Below are 22,783 nucleotides of genomic sequence, written 5' to 3'. Positions count from 1 at the left end.
GTGGCTATATGTTTCAACCAGACGGACGGCATGAATACCACCGACGCGATTCGGCCTTAACGGTCGCCTCGGGCCCGATCTAGCGGGTAGCGTCGGGGCATACATGCGGCAGAGCAAGACGAACGGCGAAAAGGAAGTAGGCCCTCAGCACCATGGCGCGCATCGGAGACGGCGGTGACCTGCTGAAGTGCTCGTTCTGCGGGAAGAGCCAGAAGCAGGTCAAGAAACTCATTGCTGGCCCCGGTGTGTACATCTGCGATGAATGCATCGATCTGTGCAACGAGATCATCGAAGAGGAACTCGCCGACGCCGACGACGTCAAACTCGACGAACTCCCCAAGCCCGTCGAAATCCGGGAGTTCTTGGAGGGATACGTCATCGGGCAGGACACCGCCAAGCGGACGCTCGCCGTCGCCGTCTACAACCACTACAAGCGCATCCAGGCCGGGGAGAAGGGCCGTGACTCCCGGCACGAGCCGGTCGAGCTGACCAAGTCCAACATCCTGATGCTCGGTCCCACCGGCTGCGGCAAGACGTACCTGGCCCAGACGCTCGCCAAGATGCTCAACGTGCCGTTCGCGATCGCCGACGCCACCGCGCTGACCGAAGCCGGATACGTCGGCGAGGACGTCGAAAACATTCTGCTCAAACTCATTCAGGCCGCCGACTACGACGTCAAGCGCGCCGAGACGGGCATCATCTACATCGACGAGGTCGACAAGATCGCCCGCAAGAGCGAGAACCCCTCGATCACCCGCGACGTCTCCGGCGAGGGTGTGCAGCAGGCCCTGCTGAAGATCCTGGAGGGCACCCAGGCGTCGGTGCCCCCGCAGGGCGGCCGCAAGCACCCGCACCAAGAGTTCATCCAGATCGACACCACCAACGTGCTGTTCATCGTCGCGGGTGCGTTCGCCGGCTTGGAGAAGATCATCTACGAGCGCGTCGGCAAGCGCGGCCTGGGCTTCGGCGCCGAGGTGCGCTCGAAGGCCGAGATCGACACCACTGACCACTTCGCCGAGGTCATGCCCGAGGACCTGATCAAGTTCGGCCTGATCCCCGAGTTCATCGGCCGGCTGCCGGTGGTCGCGTCGGTGACCAACCTGGACCGGGAGTCCTTGGTCAAGATCCTGTCCGAGCCGAAGAACGCTCTGGTCAAGCAGTACACCCGGCTGTTCGAGATGGACGGCGTCGAGCTCGAGTTCACCGACGACGCGCTGGAGGCGATCGCCGATCAGGCCATCCACCGCGGCACGGGGGCACGCGGCCTGCGGGCCATCATGGAAGAGGTCCTGCTGCCGGTGATGTATGACATCCCGAGCCGCGACGACGTCGCCAAGGTCGTGGTGACCAAGGAGACCGTGCAGGACAACGTGCTGCCGACGATCGTGCCGCGCAAGCCGTCGCGCAGCGAGCGCCGCGACAAGAGCGCCTGACACCCGCTCGGCCGGCCGCCCGTTTGGGTACTAGATGCCCATGCCGGCCGCCGCTGAGATCGACAGCCCGGTATCCCGGCGGCTGACGCGCGCGCTCGACCTGCTGAACTTTCTTCTCGCCGACGTCCGCGACGGGCTGGGACCCTACCTGTCGATCTACCTGTTGCTGGCCCATCACTGGGATCAGGCGTCGATCGGGTTCGTCATGGCGGTCGGGGGAATCGGGGCGATCGTCGCGCAGGCGCCGGCCGGCGCGTTGGTGGACCGCAGCACGGCCAAGCGGGCGCTGATCATCGGCGGCGCCCTGACCGTCACCGCCGGGTCGCTGGCGATGCCGATGTTCCCCGGGCTCTACTCGATCTCGGTATTGCAGGCCCTGACCGGGATCGCCGGGTCGGTCTTCGCGCCGGCTCTGGCCGCGATCACCCTGGGCGTCGTGGGGCCCCGCTTGTTCTCCCGGCGGATCGGGCGCAACGAGTCGTTCAACCACGCGGGCAACGCGTCGGCCGCCGCCATCACCGGCGGGCTGGCCTACGTCTTCGGGCCGGTGGTGGTGTTCTGGGTGCTCGCGGTCATGGCGGCCACCAGTGTGCTTGCGACGCTGCGGATTCCCGGTGATGCGATCGACCACGACGTCGCCCGCGGCATGGACCACGTGCCGGGCGGCCCGCACGAGCGCCCGTCCCGGCTGGCGGCGCTGCTGCACAACCGCAGGCTGATGATCTTCGCGGCGACCGTCGTCGCCTTCCACTTCGCCAACGCCGCCATGCTGCCGCTGGTCGGTCAGCTGCTGGCGCTGCACAACAAGGACGTCGGCACCGCGCTGATGGCCGGCTGCATCGTGGCCGCGCAGGTGGTGATGGTGCCGGTGGCCTATCTGGCCGGGGCCAAGGCCGATTCGTGGGGACGGAAGCCGATCTTCCTGATCGGCTTCGGGGTGTTGGCCGCCCGCGGAATCCTCTACACCCTGTCCGGCGACCCGTACTGGCTGGTCGGGGTGCAGCTGCTGGACGGCGTGGGTGCCGGCGTGTTCGGGGCGCTGTTTCCCCTTGTGGTCCAGGACGTCACGCACGGCAGCGGCCGGTTCAACGCCAGCCTCGGCGCGGTGACGGCTGCGACGGGGATCGGCGCGTCGGTGTCGAATCTCGTCGCGGGCTGGATCGTGGTGGCCGCCGGCTACGACGCCGCCTTCGCCTTCCTGGGAGCGCTCGCCGCTGCCGGCTTTTTCCTCTACCTGATCGCGATGCCGGAAACGGCGCCGAGAGAATTGCGCGCCGCCGCGCGAAAGTGACCAATACCACAGTTTTGCACCGACCGCACCACCGTCCCCGCGCTGACTTCGGCTTTAGGCGTAAAGCCGCTGCATGTAAGGGTTTAGAGACGCCCATTCTCGCCTTAAAGAAGTGCCATAATTGGTACTACTAGTGACACACAAGCTCGAGGGCGCGGGAGCCGCTACTACGGCGCGTACCCTAAAACTCCAGCGAAGTGCCTATCCGGATGACGAATGGAAGGCGGACACGTGGATCCGAACGGCAGCGGAGCCTGGTCTGATTCTCACAACGGCTCGAATGGGTCCCCCTCCGGCGGCGGGTCCGGCCGCCAGCGCCTGGAACAGGTCGTCATTCGCTTCGCCGGGGACTCCGGCGACGGCATGCAGCTGACCGGCGACCGGTTCACGTCCGAGGCAGCGCTTTTCGGTAACGACCTGGCGACCCAGCCGAACTATCCCGCCGAAATCCGCGCCCCCGCAGGCACCCTGCCCGGGGTCTCGTCCTTCCAGATCCAGATCGCCGACTACGACATCCTGACCGCCGGTGACCGTCCGGACGTGCTCGTCGCGATGAACCCGGCGGCGCTCAAGGCCAACATCGGCGACCTGCCCCGCGGCGGCATGGTGATCGCGAACTCCGACGAGTTCACCAAGCGCAACCTGACCAAGGTGGGTTATGTCACGAACCCCCTCGAGTCCGACGAGTTGTCCGACTACGTCGTGCATTCCGTCGCCATGACCACCCTGACGCTCGGCGCCGTCGAGGCGATCGGCGCGTCGAAGAAGGACGGCCAGCGCGCGAAGAACATGTTCGCGCTCGGCCTGCTGTCCTGGATGTACGGCCGTCCGATCGAGACCAGCGAGAAGTTCATCCGGGAGAAGTTCGCCCGCAAGCCCGACATCGCGGAAGCAAATGTGTTGGCCCTCAAGGCGGGCTGGAACTACGGCGAGACGACCGAGGCGTTCGGCACCACCTACGAGGTTTCCCGCGCGACGCTGCCCTCCGGCGAATACCGGCAGATCTCCGGCAACACCGCGATGGCCTACGGCATCGTCGCGGCGGGTCAACTGGCCGGCATTCAGGTGGTGCTCGGCAGCTACCCGATCACGCCGGCGTCGGACATCCTGCACGAGCTGTCCAAGCACAAGAACTTCAACGTGATCACCTTCCAGGCCGAGGACGAGATCGGCGGCATCTGCGCAGCGATCGGCGCCTCCTATGGCGGTGCGCTCGGCGTCACGAGCACGTCGGGCCCCGGGATCTCGCTGAAGTCCGAAGCGCTGGGCCTTGCGGTGATGACCGAATTGCCGCTGCTGGTCATCGACGTCCAGCGCGGCGGCCCCTCGACAGGGCTGCCCACCAAGACCGAGCAGGCCGACCTGCTGCAGGCGTTGTACGGCCGCAACGGGGAGTCGCCGGTTGCCGTGTTGGCGCCGCGCTCGCCGTCCGACTGCTTCGAAACCGCGATCGAGGCCGTGCGCATCGCGGTCTCGTACCACACGCCGGTGATCCTGTTGTCCGACGGCGCGATCGCCAACGGTTCGGAGCCGTGGCGGATTCCGGACGTCGGCACGCTGCAGCCGATCAATCACACCTTCGCCAAGCCGGACGAGCCCTTCCAGCCGTACAACCGCGACCCGGAGACGCTGGCTCGCCAATTCGCCGTTCCAGGGACCCCCGGGCTCGAGCACCGCATCGGCGGCCTGGAAGCGGCGAATGGGTCGGGCGCCATCTCCTACGAGCCGGTCAACCACGACCTGATGGTTCGATTGCGCCAGGCCAAGATTGACGGCATCTCGGTCCCGGATCTCGAGGTCGACGACCCGAGCGGGGACGCCGAGTTGCTGCTGATCGGGTGGGGCAGCTCATACGGCCCGATCGGTGAGGCCTGCCGGCGGGCGCGACGCAAGGGCGTCAAGGTGGCGCACGCGCACCTGCGCTACCTGAACCCGTTCCCGGCGAACCTGGGCGAGGTGCTGCGGCGCTACCCGACGGTGGTGTGCCCGGAGATGAACCTCGGCCAGCTGGCGCTGCTGCTCCGGGGCAAGTACCTGGTCGACGTGCAATCGGTCAGCAAGGTCCAGGGTGTCGCGTTCCTGGCCGACGAGATCGGGCGCGTGATCCGCGCCGCGACCGGCGGCACGCTGGCCGAAATCGAGCAAGACAAGACCATGGTCGCCAGAATGGCGGCAGCAACGGTTGGAGCGGGAGCTAGCGAATGACCGACCTGATGGGAAATCTGGCGGGCACGGATCTCGGGCTGACCCCGGGGTTGAAGAAGAACGACGGCGTGCCCACCACGGATCAGCCGCAGAAGGGCAAGGACTTCACCAGCGACCAGGAGGTTCGCTGGTGTCCCGGGTGTGGTGACTACGTCATCCTCAACACGATCCGCAACTTCCTGCCCGAGCTCGGGTTGCGTCGCGAGAACATCGTGTTCATCAGCGGCATCGGTTGCTCGAGCCGATTCCCGTATTACTTGGAGACCTACGGCTTTCACTCCATCCACGGCCGCGCACCGGCGATCGCGACCGGCCTGGCGCTGGCCCGCGAGGACCTGTCGGTGTGGGTGGTGACCGGCGACGGCGATGCCCTGTCGATCGGCGGCAACCACCTGATCCACGCGTTGCGCCGCAACGTCAACATCACGATCCTGTTGTTCAACAACCGGATCTACGGGCTGACCAAGGGGCAGTACTCGCCGACGTCGGAGGTCGGCAAGATCACCAAGTCGACGCCCATGGGTTCGCTCGATCATCCGTTCAACCCGGTGTCGCTGGCGCTGGGCGCCGAGGCGACGTTCGTCGGCCGCGCCCTGGACTCCGACCGCAACGGTCTGACCGAGGTGCTGCGCGCCGCCGCGGAGCACCGTGGTGCCGCCGTGGTCGAAATCCTGCAGGACTGCCCGATTTTCAATGACGGCTCCTTCGACGTGCTGCGCAAGGAGGGCGCCGAGGAGCGGGTCGTCAACATCCGCCACGGCGAGCCGATCACCTTCGGCGCCGACGGCGAGTACTGCGTGGTGAAGTCGGGCTTCGGCCTCGAGTTCGCCAAGACCGCCGACGTGGCCGTGGACGAGATCATGGTGCACGACGCGCACACCGACGACTCGGCCTACGCCTTCGCGCTGTCCCGGCTCTCCGATCAAAACCTCGAGCACACCGTGCTCGGCATCTTCCGGGACGTCAGCAGGCCGACCTACGACGACGCGGCGCGGTCGCAAGTGCAGGCCGCGCGGGCCTCCAAGCCGTTCGACGACGCCGCTCTGCAATCATTGCTGCGTGGGCGCGACACCTGGACCGTCGACTGACGTGGGCGAGACGATTTCACTGGCCGGGGTGGTCCTGGCCGGCGGCGCGTCGCAGCGCATGGGCCGCGACAAGGCGAGCCTCCCGGTCCCCGGTTCTGTCGGGGGATCCGGCGCGGCCACGATGGTCGAGCATGTGGTCGGCATCCTCCAACAGCGTTGCGACCCCGTCCTCGTCATGGCCGCCCAGGGTCAACCGCTGCCCGACTTGTCTGCCCGGGTCCTGCGCGACGAACTGCGCGGACTGGGGCCGCTGCCGGCGACGGGACGGGCGTTGCGCGCGGCCGCCGATGCCGGTGCCCGGCTTGCCTTCGTCTGCGCCGTCGACATGCCCTTCCTGGGCGTCGAACTCATCGACGACCTCGCCCGGCGGGCACAGGAGACCGGCGCGGAAGTGGTGCTGCCGTGGGACGGCCAGGACCATTACCTGGCGGCGGTGTACCGGACCGACCTGGCTGACCGTGTCGACGCGTTGGTGGCCGCCGGGGAGCGCAAGATGCGCGCTTTGGTGGACGCATCGGATGCCCAGCGCGTCGTGACGTCGGATTCGCGGCCGCTGACCAACGTCAACACCGACGCCGAGCTGCGCGCCCTCGCGCAAGCGCGCGGCTGACGCGGCCCGGCAAGCCGGCGGGCATACCGCGCCGGACACATTCTGGGTGAACGTCCGGGCGCCGCGGCCATTCGCAGTAATCCGCGAGCCTATTCGACACAAGCCGAGTTTGCTTTCCGCTGAATAGCGCCTTTCGGCGCTGCAGCGCTGACGAAATGACCGATATCGGGTGCCGGATCGTGATCTGTTGGGAGAACGGCGTTTTCGGACTCGAATGGCCGACGTAGTGGCTGGGCCCGCGACGCGGTCACGCGCCGCGTCGGCCGGAATGCCATGCGCGATGAGCAAAGCGCTCGCCGAAGGCGAGCCGCACCGCCCGGCGCTGCCGTGGGGGCGCCGGCTGGCGATAACGCACCGGAGCTGCGGCGAAATACACTGTGGATGACCATATTTCACGTTCGGCGTGCCCGACCCAGGCGCGGGACACGGACATCACGTGCGCTATTGGAACGATGCAAGTTGAGCAGCGGCACAACGCAATTCAGTCGCACGTCCAGGGCGTGGCATCTGACGTAATCGCGTAACTTGTTGTAGGCTGCGCCGCTTCGCTCCGGCGGAACCGAGGCGACGGTAGCCACACGTGCTGGACGTGCGACCGCAAATACGTGGGCCAGTTCACAAAATGGCCGTGATTCGGCTCACGATTTGAAAGCGTTTGCAAATCTTGGGTACCTGCCGGAATTGCGGTGCTGACCTGCCGAAAGCGCGACGGGATCGGGCCGTGATCGGCCCGTTACCGAAACGAGATATCCGTTTTCCGAAGATGACGAATGCCGCCGGGTCTCGTACGGTCCCTGTTAGCCCGCAACGGGTTACGGAAGAGTAACTGAAAACAGAATCACGGACCCCGCGTGTGAGCGGGGCCGCGGACGGCGAAGCCGGTCCGTGGCCGGCGGGTAGCAACCCGCTGGGCGACTCGAGCCCACCGCTGTCGTGCCAGGACAAGTCGGCACGTCCCGAAGCAGGTTGTCCACATCAACCACATCGTCAGCCCACCCCGTGGGCTTGCTTTGGCGCGCGCGCACCGCGAAAGGAAAGATATTGAAGAACGTCCGTAAGACGCTCGTTCTTGCCGCGGTCACGGGCACCCTCGTGACCATCCCGTCGGCCACCGCGACTGCGGAGCCGATGGGCTTCGACCCCAGTACGGCGCCCGCCGGGGCGCCGGACGCGCCCCCGCCGCCCCCGGCTCCGGACGCGCCGCCGCCGGCGCCCGCGGGCTTCGACCCGAACGTGCCGCCGCCTCCGGGCCCGGAGGCGGCGCCGCCTCCGCCGGTGCGGGCCTACAGCGTGAACTGGGATGCCATCGCGCAGTGCGAGTCGGGTGGCAACTGGTCGATCAGCACCGGTAACGGGTTCTCCGGTGGCCTGCAGTTCACCCCGAGCACCTGGCGTGCCAACGGTGGGTCGGGCTCTCCCGCGGGCGCGAGCCGCGAGGAGCAGATCCGGGTCGCCGAGAACGTCCTGCACTCGCAGGGCATCGGCGCATGGCCGGTCTGCGGGCGCCGCGGCTGACGGTCGCAGTAATAAGCAGTAACAAGTAGTGCCGGGCCCTCGGGCCCGGCACTACTTGTCTGTAGGCCTTACCCGCGGGTCGGGTAGCGTCGGGCCCGTGACCGCAACGCCGCGCGAATTCGACATCGTGTTGTACGGGGCGACCGGCTTCGTCGGGAAGTTGACCGCTGAATACCTGGCCCGGTCCGGGCCGAACATCCGCGTGGCGCTGGCCGGCAGATCGACCGACCGCTTGCGGGCCGTCCGCGACACGCTGGGTGAATCCGCGCGGTCCTGGCCGCTCGTCGCGGCCGACGCATCGTCGCCCACGACGCTGAACGACATGGCGGCCCGCACCCAGGTCGTCATCACCACCGTCGGGCCCTATACCCGCTACGGGCTGCCGCTGGTGGGCGCCTGCGCGGCGGCGGGCACCGACTACGCCGACCTGACCGGCGAGGCGATGTTCGTTCGCGAGAGCATCGACTCCTACCACAAGCAGGCGGCCGACACCGGCGCCCGCATCGTGCATGCCTGCGGATTCGATTCCGTCCCTTCCGACCTCAGTGTCTACGCGCTGTACCGGGCGGCACGCGACGACGGCGCCGGCGAGCTCGCCGAGACCGACCTCGTCGTCCGGTCCTTCTCCGGCGGGGTATCCGGCGGGACAGTCGCGTCGATGCTGGAGGTGCTGGACGCGGCGTCCCGCGATCCCGACGCTCGCCGCCAACTCGCGGACCCGTACACGCTGAGCACCGACCGCAGCGCCGAGCCGGAGATCGGTCCGCAGCCCGACCTGCCGTGGCGCCGTGGCCGTCAGATCGCGCCGGAACTGACCGGCGTGTGGACGTCGGGATTCGTGATGGCGCCCTACAACACTCGTATCGTGCGGCGCAGCAACGCATTACTGGACTGGGCTTATGGCCGGCAGTTCCGTTACACCGAAAGCATGAGCCTGGGATCGTCGCCGCTGGCGCCCGTGGCATCCGCGGCGGTGGGTGGGATCGCCAACGCCACCTTCGGATTGGGCAGCCGCTATTTCCGGCTGCTGCCGCGCCGGCTGGTCGAGCGGATCGTCCCCAAGCCCGGGACGGGTCCCAGCGAGGCGGCGCGCGAGCGCGGTTACTACCGGATCGAGACCTACACCACCACGACCACCGGCGCCCGCTACGTGGCGCGCATGGAGCAGCGCGGAGACCCCGGCTACAAGGCGACCTCGGTGCTGCTGGGGGAGTGCGGCCTTGCACTCGCGTTCGACCGCGACAAGCTGCCCAACCTGCGCGGCGTGCTCACCCCCGCGGCCGCGATGGGTGACGCGCTGCTGGACAGGTTCCCCGCCGCGGGTGTGACGCTGCAGGTGGACCGGCTCGCGCAGTGACCCGGCTCACCTGCGATTTGGGCACCTACATCGGGGCAAATGCCGCTCCCTAGAATTGACGGGTGACCGCCAGCCACAGCCCCGCCACCGAGCTGCCCAAGTCGTGGGATCCCGCTGCGGCCGAAAGTGTCATCTACCAGAAGTGGCTCGACGCGGGGTACTTCGAGGCCGACCCGACGAGCAACAAACCCGGCTACTCGATCGTGCTGCCGCCGCCCAACGTGACCGGCAGTCTGCACATGGGTCACGCGCTGGAACACACGATGATGGATGCCCTGACCCGTCGCAAGAGGATGCAGGGTTACGAGGTGCTCTGGCAGCCGGGCATGGACCACGCGGGCATCGCCACCCAGAGCGTGGTGGAACGCCAGCTCGCCGTCGACGGCAAGACCAAGGAGGACTTCGGCCGCGAGCTGTTCGTCGAAAAGGTGTGGGACTGGAAGCGCGAGTCCGGGGGCGCGATCGGCGGCCAGATGCGCCGGCTCGGCGACGGGGTCGCCTGGAGCCGTGACCGGTTCACCATGGACGAGGGCCTGTCGCGGGCGGTCCGCACGATCTTCAAGCGGCTCTACGACGCCGGGCTGATCTACCGCGCCGAGCGGCTGGTGAACTGGTCCACGGTTCTTCAGACGGCGCTCTCCGACATCGAGGTCACCTACGAAGAGGTCGAAGGCGAACTGGTGTCGTTCCGCTACGGCTCGCTCGATGATTCGCAGCCCCACATCGTGGTCGCCACCACGCGTGTCGAGACGATGCTCGGAGACACCGCCATCGCGGTTCACCCCGAGGACGAGCGCTACCGACACCTCGTCGGCACCACCCTGCCGCACCCCTTCGTCGACCGGCAGCTGCTGATCGTCGCCGACGAACACGTGGACCCCGAATTCGGCACGGGTGCGGTTAAAGTCACGCCCGCCCACGACCCCAATGATTTCGAAATCGGCCTGCGGCATCAACTGCCGATGATCTCGATCATGGACACCAAGGGCCGGATCGCCGACACCGGAACGCAATTCGACGGCATGGACCGATTCGATGCTCGCGTCGCGGTGCGCGAGGCGTTGGCCGCCGAAGGTCGTATCGTCGAGGAGAAGCGCCCCTATCTGCACAGCGTCGGGCATTCCGAACGCAGCGGTGAGCCGATCGAACCGCGGCTGTCGCTGCAATGGTGGGTCCGGGTCGAGACGCTGGCCAAGGCCGCCGGTGATGCGGTTCGCAACGGCGACACCGTGATTCACCCCACCAGCCTGGAACCGCGCTGGTTCGCCTGGGTCGACGACATGCACGACTGGTGCATCTCGCGGCAGCTGTGGTGGGGCCACCGCATCCCGATCTGGTACGGCCCGGGCGGCGAGCAGGTGTGCGTCGGCCCGGACGAGACACCGCCGGAGGGCTGGGAGCAGGATCCCGACGTGCTGGACACCTGGTTCTCCTCGGCCCTGTGGCCGTTCTCCACGCTGGGCTGGCCGGAGAAGACTCCCGAGCTGGAAAAGTTCTATCCCACAAGCGTTTTGGTCACCGGGTACGACATCTTGTTCTTCTGGGTCGCCCGGATGATGATGTTCGGCACCTTCGTTGGCGGCGACGACGCCATCACGCTCGGCGGCCGTCGCGGCCCGCAGGTGCCGTTCACCGATGTCTTCCTGCACGGGCTGATACGCGACGAATTCGGCCGCAAGATGAGCAAGTCCAAGGGCAACGTCATCGACCCGCTGGACTGGGTCGACATGTTCGGGGCGGACGCGCTCAGGTTCACCCTGGCCCGTGGCGCCAGCCCGGGTGGCGACCTGGCCGTCAGCGAGGACGCCGTCCGGGCGTCGCGCAATTTTTGCACCAAGCTGTTCAACGCCACCCGTTACGCGCTGCTCAACGGCGCGGCGGTGGTTCCGCTGCCGCCCGAGCGTGAGCTGACCGACGCCGACCGCTGGATCCTGGGGCGGCTGGAAGAGGTTCGCGCCGAAGTCGACGCGGCCCTCGACGGCTACGAGTTCAGCCGCGCCTGCGAGGCGCTCTACCACTTCGCCTGGGACGAATTCTGTGACTGGTACGTCGAATTGGCCAAGACGCAGCTGGCCGAGGGTAACGCCCACACCACCGCCGTGCTCGCGGCCGTGCTGGACACACTGCTGCGGCTGCTGCACCCCGTGATCCCGTTCCTCACCGAGGCGTTGTGGCAGGCGCTGACCAATCGGGAGTCGCTGGTGATCGCCGAGTGGCCGACATCGTCGGGCTTCAGCCTGGATCCGGTTGCCGCACAACGGGTCAGCGATATGCAACGACTGGTCACCGAGGTGCGCCGGTTCCGGAGCGACCAGGGCCTGGCCGACCGGCAGAAAGTGCCGGCCCGGCTTGGTGGGGTGGACGGCGCCGACCTGAGCGCTCAGGTGGCCGCGGTGACGTCGCTGGCCTGGCTCACCGCACCGGGCGACGATTTCGAGCCGTCGGTGTCGTTGGAGGTGCGGCTCGGCCCCGGCATGAACCGCACGGTCGTGGTCGAACTCGACACGTCGGGCACCATCGACGTCGCCGCCGAACGCCGCCGCCTGGAAAAAGACCTCGCCGCGGCGCAAAAGGAACTGGCGTCGACCACCGCCAAACTGGCCAACGAGGAATTCCTGGCCAAGGCGCCGCCGAACGTCGTCGGCAAGATCCGCGACCGTCAGCGCGTGGCGCAGGACGAGACCGACCGGATCAACGCGCGGCTGGCCGGGCTGCAGTGAGTGCTCGATGACCGAGCCCCACGACTGGCGCGAGGACGACCACGAGAACGGCGAGGCCATCAGCCTGGCCCCCACCCCGGACGAGATCGCCTCCCTGTTGCAGGTCGAACACCTGCTGGACCAACGCTGGCCGGAGACCAAGATCGAGCCGAGCCTGACCCGGATCAGCGCGCTGATGGATCTGCTGGGCTCGCCGCAGCTGGCCTACCCCTCGATCCACATCGCCGGCACCAACGGCAAGACCTCGGTGGCGCGCATGGTCGACGCGCTGGTGACGGCACTGGGCCGGCGCACCGGGCGGACCACCAGCCCGCACCTGCAGTCGGCGGTCGAGCGGATCGCGATCGACGGTCGGCCGATCAGCCCGGCGCAGTACGTGGCGACGTACCGCGAGATCGAGCCGTTCGTGCAGATGATCGACGCGCAATCGCAAGACGCCGGTGGCCCGGCCATGAGCAAGTTCGAGGTGCTGACCGCGATGGCGTTCGCCGCGTTCGCGGACGCGCCGGTCGACGTCGCGGTCATCGAGGTCGGCATGGGCGGCCGGTGGGATGCCACCAACGTCATCGACGCGCCGGTGGCTGTCGTCACCCCGGTCGGCATCGACCACGTCGAATACCTCGGTGACGACATCGCCGCCATCGCCGGGGAGAAGGCCGGCATCATCACCACGGCGCCAGAAGGCGCACCCGACACCGTCGCCGTCATCGCGCGCCAGGTGCCGGAGGCAATGGAGGTGCTGCTGGCCCAGACCGTGCGCGCCGACGCCGCGGTGGCCCGCGAGGATTCCGAGTTCGCGGTGTTGGGTCGTCAGGTCGCGATCGGCGGGCAGGTGCTGGAACTGCAGGGCCTCGGCGGCGTGTATTCCGACATCTACCTGCCCCTGCACGGCGAACACCAGGCGCACAACGCGGCGGTGGCGCTTGCGGCGGTGGAAGCCTTCTTCGGCGCCGGCGCGCAGCGGCAACTCGACGTCGAGGCGGTGCGGGCCGGGTTCGCCTCCGTGACCAGCCCGGGCCGGCTGGAACGCATGCGCAGCGCGCCCACCGTGTTCATCGACGCCGCGCACAACCCGGGCGGCGCGGCCGCGCTGGCGCAGACCCTCACTGACGAGTTCGACTTCCGCTACCTGGTCGGCGTGCTCAGCGTGCTGGCCGACAAGGACGCGAACGGGATCCTCGCCGCGCTCGAGCCGGTGCTGGACGCGGTCGTCGTGACCCACAACGGGTCGCCGCGGGCGCTGGACGTCGAGGCGCTGGCGCTGGCGGCGCAGGAGCGGTTCGGGCCCGATCGGGTGATTTCCGCGGACAACTTGCGCGACGCCATCGACGCCGCGACCGCGCTGGTCGACGACGCGGCGTTGGACGGGGACGCCGAGGCCTTCTCGGGCACGGGGATCGTCATCACCGGCTCGGTGGTCACCGCGGGGGCGGCGCGGACGCTGTTCGGTCGTGATCCGGAATGACCGATCAGAACCGGGCTGACCCGTGGAAGAGTTTCGGCGCGGTGATGGCCGCGACGCTGCTTCTGGAAGCGATCGTGGTGCTGCTGGCGATTCCGGTGGTGAGCGAGGTCGGCGGCGGGCTGACCTCGGTGTCCCTGTGCTACCTGATCGGGGTCGCCGCGCTGCTCGTCCTGTTGGGCGGCGTGCAGCGCAAACCCTGGGCGATTTGGGTGAACCTGGCGGTCCAGGTGCTCCTGCTCGCCGGGTTCGCCGTGTACCCGGGCGTGGGATTCATCGGGGTGCTGTTCACCGGTTTGTGGGCCTTGATCGCCTACTTCCGGGCCGAGGTGCGGCGTCGGCAGCGGTAGGTGAGCCGGCTTCCAGGCCCGGCCCCGGTCGCGACCCGACCGATTTCCGCCCGGTTCTGTACGCTGTGCGCCGTGACCGAACGGACCCTGGTACTGATCAAGCCGGACGGCGTCGAGCGCCGGCTGGTAGGGGAAATCCTCAGCCGCATCGAGCGGAAAGGCCTGACCCTCGCTGCGCTGGAGCTTCGGCACGTCGGCAAGGACCTGGCCGCCGAGCACTACGCCGAGCACGACGGCAAGCCGTTCTTCGGGTCGCTGCTGGATTTCATCACCTCCGGGCCGGTGGTGGCGGCGATCGTCGAGGGGCCGCGGGCGATCGCAGCGTTTCGGCAGCTCGCCGGCGGCACCGACCCGGTGGACAAGGCCACGCCGGGCACCATCCGGGGCGATTTCGGGTTGGAGACGCAGTTCAACCTGGTGCACGGCTCCGATTCCGCCGAGTCCGCGAAGCGCGAAATCGCCCTCTGGTTTCCGGACGCATAGCGCTCCAGCAAATGGGCGGCGGCACGCCGCCGACGGCGCGTTCGCTCGGGGGCGGGTGGGCTCGCCGAGTGATGTGGGATACTGATGAAGGGTGAACGTCGCCGGACCGGCGTCGGACACTCGAATGAAGACTTAGACAAGCGCGATCATCGCCCCCCGCGTTGGTGCGCGGCATGTCAGGCCGTCATTCAGCACGGCGCCGAGTGCGTTCCCCGCGAACCGCTCGGGGCGAGACCATCACAAGCCCGGGGAAACCACCCGGGCCCATAGCGAAGCCCTCGCGTGGCCGCGTCGCAAAGGACGCGCCCGGGGGCTTGAGGAGAATACGTGGTAGACGGTGCACCATCCGCAGAGTCATCCGAAGAGCCGACCCGGCACGACGAACTGCCGGACCGCCTGAGAGTTCATTCGCTGGCACGGACGCTGGGAACCACCAGTAAGCGGGTGCTGGACGCGCTGAGCGCGCTCGACGGGCGGATCCGCAGCGCGCACTCCACCGTGGACCGCGACGACGCGGTCCGGGTCCGCGACCTGCTGGCCGCCCAGCCCGATGATGGGGGTGCCGAGGGCGCGGCCGCGGTCGCCGGCGGCGAGAATGTCGAAGCCGCGGCCGAGGAACCCGAATCCCGGCTCATGCTGGAGACCGCCGGCGAGCGGCCGCATTACATGCCGCTGTTCGTCGCGCCGCAGCCGATCGAGGTCGAAGGCAGGCGAAGCGCCGACGACGCCGACTCGGACGACTCCGACGATTCCGAAGCCGACGACGAAGACGACGAGCAGACCGATCGGCCCGCCAACCGGCGGCGACGGCGGGGCCGACGCGGGCGCGGCCGTGGACGCGGTGAGCAGGGCGGATCCGACGGCCCGAACGACTCCGGTGACGACGACGAGCCCGATCGTGGCCAGCAGGGGGGCCGCGGCGAATCCTCCGACGCCGAAGACGACGACGGTGACGACGACGACTCCGATGACTCCGAGACCGGTGACGACGGTTCGGCGGAGGGTGGCAATCGCCGTCGCCGCAGGCGGCGGCGCCGCAAGTCGGGCTCGGGCGATGACGGTGACGAAAACTCGTCGTCCGACGACCCGCCCAACACGGTGGTGCACGAGCGGGCGCCCCGCGGCGGCAAGAGCGGCGGCAATGGCGGAAACGGCTCGTCGAACGCCGAGATCAAGGGCATCGACGGCTCCACCCGGCTGGAGGCCAAGCGGCAACGGCGGCGCGACGGCCGCGATGCCGGACGGCGCCGCCCCCCGGTTCTGAGCGAGGCGGAGTTCCTGGCGCGCCGCGAGGCCGTCGAACGGATCATGGTCGTGCGCGACCGGGTGCGCAGCGAGCCGCCGCATCAGGGGGCGCGCTACACCCAGATCGCGGTGCTCGAAGACGGCATCGTCGTCGAGCACTTCGTCACCTCGGCCGCCTCCGCCTCGCTGGTGGGCAACATCTACCTCGGGATCGTGCAGAACGTCCTGCCCTCGATGGAGGCGGCGTTCGTCGACATCGGCCGGGGCCGCAACGGCGTGCTCTACGCCGGCGAGGTGAACTGGGAAGCCGCCGGCCTGGGCGGCTCCGACCGCAAGATCGAACAGGCGCTCAAGCCGGGCGACTATGTCGTCGTGCAGGTCAGCAAGGACCCCGTCGGGCACAAGGGCGCCCGGCTGACCACCCAGGTGTCGCTGGCTGGTCGGTACCTGGTCTACGTGCCGGGCGCGTCGTCGACCGGGATCAGCCGCAAGCTGCCCGACACCGAACGCCAGCGGCTCAAGGAAATCCTGCGCGAGGTGGTGCCGTCCGATGCCGGAGTGATCATCCGGACCGCGTCCGAGGGCGTCAAAGAGGACGACATCCGTGGCGACGTCACCCGCCTGCAGGAGCGCTGGAAGCAGATCGAGGCCAAGGCTACCGAGGTCACGCAGAAGGCCGCCGGCGCGGCGGTCGCGCTCTACGAGGAGCCGGACGTGCTGGTCAAGGTCATCCGTGACCTGTTCAACGAGGATTTCGCCGGCCTCATCGTCTCCGGCGACGAAGCGTGGACGACGATCACCGATTACGTGAATTCCGTTGCGCCCGACTTGGTTTCGAAGTTGAATAAATACGAGCCACCCAGTGGCCCGGAGGGTCAGGCCGGCCCCGACGTGTTCGCCGTGCATCGCATCGACGAGCAACTTGCCAAGGCGATGGAGCGCAAGGTGTGGCTGCCGTCGGGCGGCACGCTGGTCATCGACCGCACCGAGGCCATGACGGTGGTGGACGTCAACACCGGCAAGTTCACCGGGTCCGGCGGCAACCTCGAGCAGACGGTCACCAAGAACAACCTGGAGGCGGCCGAGGAGATCGTGCGCCAGCTTCGGCTGCGCGACATCGGCGGCATCGTGGTCATCGACTTCATCGACATGGTCCTCGAGTCCAACCGTGACCTGGTGTTGCGCCGGTTGACCGAGGCGCTGGCCCGCGACCGCACCCGCCATCAGGTGTCCGAGGTGACGTCGCTGGGCTTGGTCCAGCTGACCCGCAAGCGGTTGGGTACCGGGTTGATCGAGGCCTTCTCGACGTCGTGCACCCACTGCGGCGGCCGCGGCATCGTGCTGCACACCGACCCGGTGGACTCGGCCCCTTCGAACGGGCGCAAGTCCGAGTCGGGCGGTCGCCGTGGCAGGCGGTCCAAGAAGAAAGGGGCCGAGGAGCCGGTCGTGGCCAAGGTGCCCGCACACGCTCCCGGCGAACATCCGATGTTCAAGGCGATGGCTGCCGGCGGGTCCGCACAGGGTGAGCGTGACGACGAAGAAGCCGACGAATCCGCCGACGAAGCGACCCACGACGTCGACGAGCGGGAGCAACGGAACGTCGAGGACACCGACCAGGAGGACTTCGAGGAGTCCGACGAGGACACCGACGACTCCGATGAGGACGCCGACGACGCCGATGAGGACGCCGACGACGATCTCGACGAAGACGACGACGAGGATCTGGACGACGAGGAAGACCTCGGCGAGGACGACGACGATCTCGAGATGGACGACGACGATCTCGACGACGAGGAGGATTCGGATTCCGATGACTCCGCCGACGCCGGATCGGGGTTCGGACGACCGCGCCGCCGCCGCGCGGCGGGCAGGCCGGCCGGCCCGCCGATCCACGTGGACTGATGCGGTCCGGTTTGACCCTGTAGCCGCTGGTCAAGTACCCTAGGACAGTTGTCGTCAGGCCGTGCGGACTTGGCCGGCGACAGCGGGGCTCCCGGGCGATCGGCGCGGACCCGCAACCCAGACCCACCACGCGCACCGCCGGTGGTTCGCGCGCGAGGAGCCGACGAACCGGCTGAGCAGAGGAAAGAAGGCAGGAGCAACGATGGCGACCTACGCAATCGTCAAGACGGGCGGCAAGCAGTACAAGGTCGCCGTCGGTGACGTGGTCAAGGTCGAAAAGCTCGACTCCGACCCGGGCGCGAACGTGTCGCTGCCGGTCACCCTGGTCGTCGACGGCGCGAAGGTGACCACCGACGCCGCCGCGCTGGCCAAGGTGGCGGTGACGGGCGAGGTGCTCGAGCACACCAAGGGCCCCAAGATCCGTATCCACAAGTTCAGGAACAAGACCGGCTACCACAAGCGTCAGGGGCACCGTCAGCAGCTGACGGTCCTGAAGGTCACCGGAATCAAGTAGCGGGAGGCGACAGACATGGCACACAAGAAGGGCGCTTCCAGCTCGCGCAACGGTCGCGATTCCGCCGCTCAGCGGCTGGGCGTGAAGCGGTTCGGCGGCCAGATCGTCAAGGCGGGCGAGATCATCGTTCGCCAGCGTGGAACGAAGTTCCACCCCGGTCTGAACGTCGGGCGCGGTGGCGACGACACGTTGTTCGCCAAGGCGTCCGGAGCCGTCGAGTTCGGCACCAAGCGCGGACGCAAAACCGTCAACATCGTCACCGCCGGCCAGACCACCGACTGACCATCGCGAGCGTGCACTCGCTGCGAAGATCGGCACCAATTTCGCAGTGAGTGCACGCTCGGCGGTTGGGAGGACCTCCGATGCCTCGATTTGTCGATCGGGTCGTCATCCACGCACGTGCGGGTTCGGGCGGTAACGGCTGCGCGTCGGTCCATCGCGAGAAATTCAAGCCGCTGGGCGGTCCCGATGGCGGCAATGGCGGCCGCGGCGGCAGCATCGTCTTCGTCGTCGACCCGCAGGTGCACACCCTGCTGGACTTCCATTTTCATCCGCACGTCACCGCGCCGTCGGGCAAGCAGGGGATGGGCAACAACCGCGACGGTGCGGCGGGCGCGGATCTGGAGGTCAAGGTCCCCGACGGCACCGTCGTGTTGGACGAGAACGGCCGCCTGCTGGCCGATCTGGTGGGTGCGGGCACCCGCTTCGAAGCCGCGGCCGGCGGCCGTGGCGGCCTGGGCAATGCGGCGCTCGCGTCGCGCGCCCGCAAGGCCCCCGGCTTCGCGCTGCTCGGTGAGCAGGGCGAGGCGCGGGACCTGACGCTGGAGCTCAAGACCGTCGCCGACGCCGGGCTCATCGGCTTCCCCTCCGCCGGGAAATCCTCACTGGTGTCGGCGATCTCGGCTGCCAAACCGAAGATCGCCGACTACCCGTTCACCACCCTGGTGCCCAACCTCGGGGTGGTCTCGGCGGGCGAGCACACCTTCACCGTCGCCGACGTGCCGGGGCTCATCCCCGGCGCGTCGCAGGGCCGCGGCCTGGGGCTGGATTTCCTCCGGCACATCGAGCGCTGCGCCGTGCTGGTCCACGTCGTGGACTGCGCCACCGCCGAGCCGGGCCGCGACCCGATCTCCGACATCGACGCCCTGGAAGCCGAGCTCGCCGCCTACACGCCCACCCTGCAGGGCGATGTGACGCTGGGCGACCTCGCCGAGCGGCCACGGGCGGTGGTGCTCAACAAGATCGACGTGCCGGAGGCGCGCGAGCTCGCCGAATTCGTCCGCGACGAGATCGCCGAGCGCGGCTGGCCGGTGTTCGTCGTGTCGACGGTGTCACGGGAAGGTCTGCAGCCGTTGGTGTTCGGGTTGTGGCGGATGATCTCCGAATACAATGCCGCCCGGCCGGCGGTGGTACCGCGACGGCCGGTGATCCGTCCGGTGCCGGTCGACGACAGCGGATTCACGGTCGAACCCGACGGCGAGGGCGGCTTCGTGGTCACCGGCGTCCGGCCCCGGCGTTGGGTGCGGCAGACGAACTTCGACAACGACGAAGCCGTGGGCTATCTCGCCGACCGCCTGGCCCGGTTGGGCGTCGAGGACGAGTTGCTCCGGCTGGGCGCACGACCCGGCTGCGCCGTGACCATCGGGGACATGACATTCGACTGGGAACCGCAAACACCTGCGGGACAACAGGTCATGCTGACCGGCCGGGGCACCGATGCCCGGTTGGAACGCAGCGAGCGCACCGGCGCCGCGGAGCGCAAGGCGGCCCGGCGCCAGCGCCGGCAGCGCGGTGACGAGTCGTGACCTCTCATCGTGACGCCATCCGGGCCGCGCGCAGCCTGGTGGTCAAGGTGGGGACCAACGCCCTGACCACAGACTCCGGGGTGTTCGACGCCGGCCGGCTGGCCGGGCTCGCCGACGCCATCGAGTCGCGGATGAAGGCGGGCACCGACGTCGTCATCGTCTCTTCGGGGGCCATCGCCGCCGGCATCGAGCCGCTCGGATTGTCCCGTCGTCCCAAGGATTTGGCGACCAAGCAGGCGGCGGCCAGCGTCGGCCAGGTCGCGCTGGTGAACGCGTGGAGCGCGGCGTTCGCGCGGTATGGCCGCACGGTGGGGCAGGTGCTGCTCACCGCGCACGACATCTCCCTGCGCGCCCAGCACACGAACGCCCAGCGCACCCTGGACCGGCTGCGGGCCCTGCACGCGGTGGCGATCGTCAACGAGAACGACACGGTGGCCACCAACGAGATCCGGTTCGGGGACAACGATCGGCTGTCGGCGCTGGTGGCCCACCTGGTCGGCGCGGATGCTTTGGTGCTGCTCTCCGACATCGACGGCCTCTACGACTCCGATCCGCGAAAAGCGAAGGCTGCCAAATTCATTCCCGAAGTTTCCGGTGCCGCGGATCTGTCCGGCGTGGTCGCCGGGCCGGGCAGCGACCTGGGTACCGGTGGCATGGTGTCGAAGATGTCGTCGGCACTGCTGGCCGCCGACGCCGGGGTGCCGGTCCTGCTGGCGGCCGCGACCGACGCCGCGACGGCGCTCACCGACGCCTCGGTGGGCACGGTGTTTGCCGCGCGGCCGGTTCGGATGTCGGCCCGCCGGTTCTGGGTGCGGTACGCCGCCGAGGTGGCCGGCGCGCTGACCATGGACGAGGGCGCGGTGCGCGCCGTGGTGACGCAGCGTCGCTCGCTGCTCGCCGCCGGCATCACCGCCGTGTCGGGGCGGTTCTACGCCGGCGACGTCGTCGAATTGCGCGGCCCGGACACGGCGATGGTGGCCCGGGGCGTGGTGGCCTACGACGCCGCCGAGCTGGCGACCATGATGGGTCGGTCGACGTCCGCGTTGCCCGGCGAGCTGCGCCGGCCCGCAGTGCACGCCGACGACCTGGTCGCGGTGTAGCTAGCTGAACGGGTTGCTGTTGTCCTGCCAGGCCGCCGATTCGGGACGCGGCCCGAAACGGCGGGCGTAGTCCTCGTGCATCTTGGCTTGCTTCTTGTTCTTGATGACGTCGACCAGGTTCGGGTCCAGCCCATGCTGCGCCAGCCGGTGCCGGCGCCAGACCTTGTTCAGGGCCAGCGAGATCAGCAGGGCCCAGATGTAGAGCGGCGCAGTCATCTCGGTGTGCACATACAGCGACGCCGGCAGCAGCCAGAAGGGCGCCAGCACGAACAGCGGTGGTATGCCCCAGCGGATCATGTGCCGGCGCACGGCCCCCTTGCCCGCCAGGTCGTTTGCCACCCATTCGTTCATCGAGCTGGGTAGGCATCGACCGTACGAATAGGCGATCTGTTGCCACAGGCTGGGTTTGGTGCTGGTCATAGCGGCTCCTAGGGGCGAGCGGTTCAGGACTGCAATGCGCCCGCTGCCAAAGCGGCCGAATTGATCCGGGTGAGCACCTCATGCAGGTGCCGGAGTTCGGGCATGTCGACGCCCAGACGCGCGACCACGGCGGGCGGAATCTTCAGCGCGCGCCGACGCAAGGCGGTGCCGCGGTCGGTGAGCTTCACGTCGGTGGAGCGCTCGTCGACGGCGCTCCGCGTCCGGGTGATCAGGCCGAGCGCCTCCAAACGCTTGAGCATCGGCGAAAGCGTGGCCGAATCCATCTGCAACGTGGTCGCGATCTCCTTGACCGACAGCGGCTTCTGCTGTGGCGTTGCCACCTTCTGGTGATCCCACAGCGTCAGCATCACCAGATACTGGGGATGGGTCAGTCCCAGCGGCTCCAGGAGCGGCCGGTAGACCGCCAACACTGCCCGGTTGGTCACGCTCAGCGCGAAGCAGACCTGCTGTTCGAGGGCGAGCGGGTCGATCTCCGGGGCGGTCGGCGTGGCCATGTTTACAATGTACCCTAATACTTAGGGCACTAACTACGTTATGTCCGTCACAGGACGGGTCCCGCGGCTCGGCGGCATCGATTTGAGATATAAGGCGCCCCAAACGATTTGAGAAAGTGACTCGGCCAGCTCGGCGTCGTAGTCGGGCGGCTTGACCGGAAGGTTCTGCTGGCAGGCCCGCTCCACCATCCACGTCAGCGCGCTGGCGGTGGTGGCCGCAGCCAGCGCGGGGCGGATCGAGCCGTCGGCCTGGCCTTCCTCGATGACGCGGGTCATCCGGCCGGTGATCGCGGTCAGCAGGTTGCGGTAGGTCGCCGCGACCAGCGGGTCGTAGCCGGCCATCTCGTTGAGTGCGACGAGCACCGGCTGGTGACGTCGATAGCTGGCGATGATGCCGCCCATCGCGGCGCGGACGTCTTCCGGATCGTGGCGCGACGACACGCTCCACCAACGATCCGCGCTGTCGGCCAGGTCGGTGAACACCTGGTTGGCCAGGCGGCGCAGCAGGTGTCCCTTGTCCTCGAAGTAGATGTAGAAGCTGGCGCGGGAAATGCCGGCCTCGGTCGCCAGCCGGTCCACGCTGAGCTCGGTGTAACTGGCGCCGCCGCCCATCAGGCGTTCGGTGGCGTCGAGCAACCGGCGCTCGATCTGCTCTCGGCGTTGCTGGCGGCCCTGTTCGCGGGCCGCCTGCGGTTTCCGGGTGACCGATGGCATTCCCCCAGCATAGAACCGGTTTGACAACTTGACTAGACAGTATGTCTAGGAATA

19 protein-coding genes are annotated in these 22,783 nt (G+C 68.3%); 16 read left to right on the top strand and 3 right to left on the bottom strand.

Annotated elements, in window-relative coordinates; translation table 11 throughout:
- Positions 1-152 precede the first annotated feature (152 nt).
- From clpX to proB, 16 genes are all read left to right on the top strand, one after another.
- Positions 153-1,433: an ATP-dependent Clp protease ATP-binding subunit ClpX gene (gene clpX / locus BST44_RS00660; protein WP_007169491.1), complete on the top strand. Its 1,281-nt coding sequence runs from the start codon at positions 153-155 to the stop codon at positions 1,431-1,433.
- Positions 1,434-1,473: 40 nt separating this feature from the next.
- Complete coding sequence (locus tag BST44_RS00655; RefSeq protein WP_142274308.1) at positions 1,474-2,724, top strand: MFS transporter; 1,251 nt, start codon at positions 1,474-1,476, stop codon at positions 2,722-2,724.
- A gap of 231 nt (positions 2,725-2,955) precedes the next feature.
- A complete protein-coding gene (locus BST44_RS00650; protein ID WP_142274307.1) occupies positions 2,956-4,929 on the top strand; it encodes a 2-oxoacid:acceptor oxidoreductase subunit alpha in 1,974 nt (657 codons plus the stop codon).
- Positions 4,926-6,017 carry a 2-oxoacid:ferredoxin oxidoreductase subunit beta gene (locus BST44_RS00645; RefSeq protein ID WP_083174350.1) on the top strand — a complete coding sequence of 364 codons (1,092 nt, stop codon included), beginning with the start codon at positions 4,926-4,928 and terminating at the stop codon, positions 6,015-6,017. Before BST44_RS00650 ends, BST44_RS00645 begins: the two co-directional genes overlap by 4 nt.
- Position 6,018: 1 nt before the next feature.
- Positions 6,019-6,627 (top strand): molybdenum cofactor guanylyltransferase, encoded by a 609-nt coding sequence (gene mobA, locus BST44_RS00640; protein ID WP_083174349.1) that lies wholly within the window; start codon positions 6,019-6,021, stop codon positions 6,625-6,627.
- A gap of 1,041 nt (positions 6,628-7,668) precedes the next feature.
- A complete protein-coding gene (locus BST44_RS00635; RefSeq protein WP_083174726.1) occupies positions 7,669-8,142 on the top strand; it encodes a transglycosylase family protein in 474 nt (157 codons plus the stop codon).
- 97 nt (positions 8,143-8,239) lie between these two features.
- On the top strand, positions 8,240-9,499 hold the full coding sequence (locus BST44_RS00630; RefSeq protein WP_083174347.1) for a saccharopine dehydrogenase family protein: 1,260 nt from the start codon (positions 8,240-8,242) through the stop codon (positions 9,497-9,499).
- A gap of 62 nt (positions 9,500-9,561) precedes the next feature.
- Positions 9,562-12,219, top strand: a complete 2,658-nt coding sequence (locus BST44_RS00625; RefSeq protein WP_083174346.1) for a valine--tRNA ligase — start codon at positions 9,562-9,564, stop codon at positions 12,217-12,219.
- Between the two features lie 7 nt (positions 12,220-12,226).
- A complete protein-coding gene (gene folC / locus BST44_RS00620) occupies positions 12,227-13,684 on the top strand; it encodes a bifunctional tetrahydrofolate synthase/dihydrofolate synthase (protein ID WP_083174344.1) in 1,458 nt (485 codons plus the stop codon).
- Positions 13,681-14,031, top strand: a complete 351-nt coding sequence (locus BST44_RS00615; protein WP_083174342.1) for a DUF4233 domain-containing protein — start codon at positions 13,681-13,683, stop codon at positions 14,029-14,031. The genes folC and BST44_RS00615 overlap by 4 nt, the downstream gene beginning before the upstream one ends.
- A gap of 72 nt (positions 14,032-14,103) precedes the next feature.
- A complete protein-coding gene (gene ndk / locus BST44_RS00610) occupies positions 14,104-14,514 on the top strand; it encodes a nucleoside-diphosphate kinase (protein ID WP_083174341.1) in 411 nt (136 codons plus the stop codon).
- 327 nt (positions 14,515-14,841) lie between these two features.
- Complete coding sequence (rne, locus tag BST44_RS00605) at positions 14,842-17,661, top strand: ribonuclease E (RefSeq protein WP_083174339.1); 2,820 nt, start codon at positions 14,842-14,844, stop codon at positions 17,659-17,661.
- 202 nt (positions 17,662-17,863) lie between these two features.
- Positions 17,864-18,175: a 50S ribosomal protein L21 gene (gene rplU, locus BST44_RS00600; protein ID WP_007169506.1), complete on the top strand. Its 312-nt coding sequence runs from the start codon at positions 17,864-17,866 to the stop codon at positions 18,173-18,175.
- Between the two features lie 15 nt (positions 18,176-18,190).
- On the top strand, positions 18,191-18,457 hold the full coding sequence (gene rpmA, locus BST44_RS00595; protein WP_083174338.1) for a 50S ribosomal protein L27: 267 nt from the start codon (positions 18,191-18,193) through the stop codon (positions 18,455-18,457).
- A gap of 80 nt (positions 18,458-18,537) precedes the next feature.
- Complete coding sequence (gene obgE / locus BST44_RS00590; protein ID WP_083174336.1) at positions 18,538-19,980, top strand: GTPase ObgE; 1,443 nt, start codon at positions 18,538-18,540, stop codon at positions 19,978-19,980.
- On the top strand, positions 19,977-21,080 hold the full coding sequence (proB, locus tag BST44_RS00585; protein WP_083174335.1) for a glutamate 5-kinase: 1,104 nt from the start codon (positions 19,977-19,979) through the stop codon (positions 21,078-21,080). Before obgE ends, proB begins: the two co-directional genes overlap by 4 nt.
- Here the strand turns inward: proB and BST44_RS00580 are convergent, their stop codons facing one another.
- From BST44_RS00580 to BST44_RS00570, 3 genes are read right to left on the bottom strand one after another with little or no spacing between them, the layout of a single operon-like run.
- Positions 21,081-21,500: a DUF5313 domain-containing protein gene (locus BST44_RS00580; RefSeq protein WP_083174333.1), complete on the bottom strand. Its 420-nt coding sequence runs from the start codon at positions 21,498-21,500 to the stop codon at positions 21,081-21,083.
- A gap of 23 nt (positions 21,501-21,523) precedes the next feature.
- Entirely contained in the window at positions 21,524-22,015 is a 492-nt protein-coding gene (locus tag BST44_RS00575) for a MarR family winged helix-turn-helix transcriptional regulator (protein WP_083174332.1), read from the bottom strand.
- A gap of 33 nt (positions 22,016-22,048) precedes the next feature.
- Positions 22,049-22,729: a TetR/AcrR family transcriptional regulator gene (locus tag BST44_RS00570; protein WP_083174330.1), complete on the bottom strand. Its 681-nt coding sequence runs from the start codon at positions 22,727-22,729 to the stop codon at positions 22,049-22,051.
- Positions 22,730-22,783: the final 54 nt, after the last annotated feature.

The organism is Mycobacterium scrofulaceum (genome assembly GCF_002086735.1).
In the GTDB taxonomy this organism is placed as follows: domain Bacteria; phylum Actinomycetota; class Actinomycetes; order Mycobacteriales; family Mycobacteriaceae; genus Mycobacterium; species Mycobacterium scrofulaceum.
The sequence above is the reverse complement of the archived record's forward strand: the minus strand, read 5'-3'. Positions and strand labels throughout refer to the sequence as shown.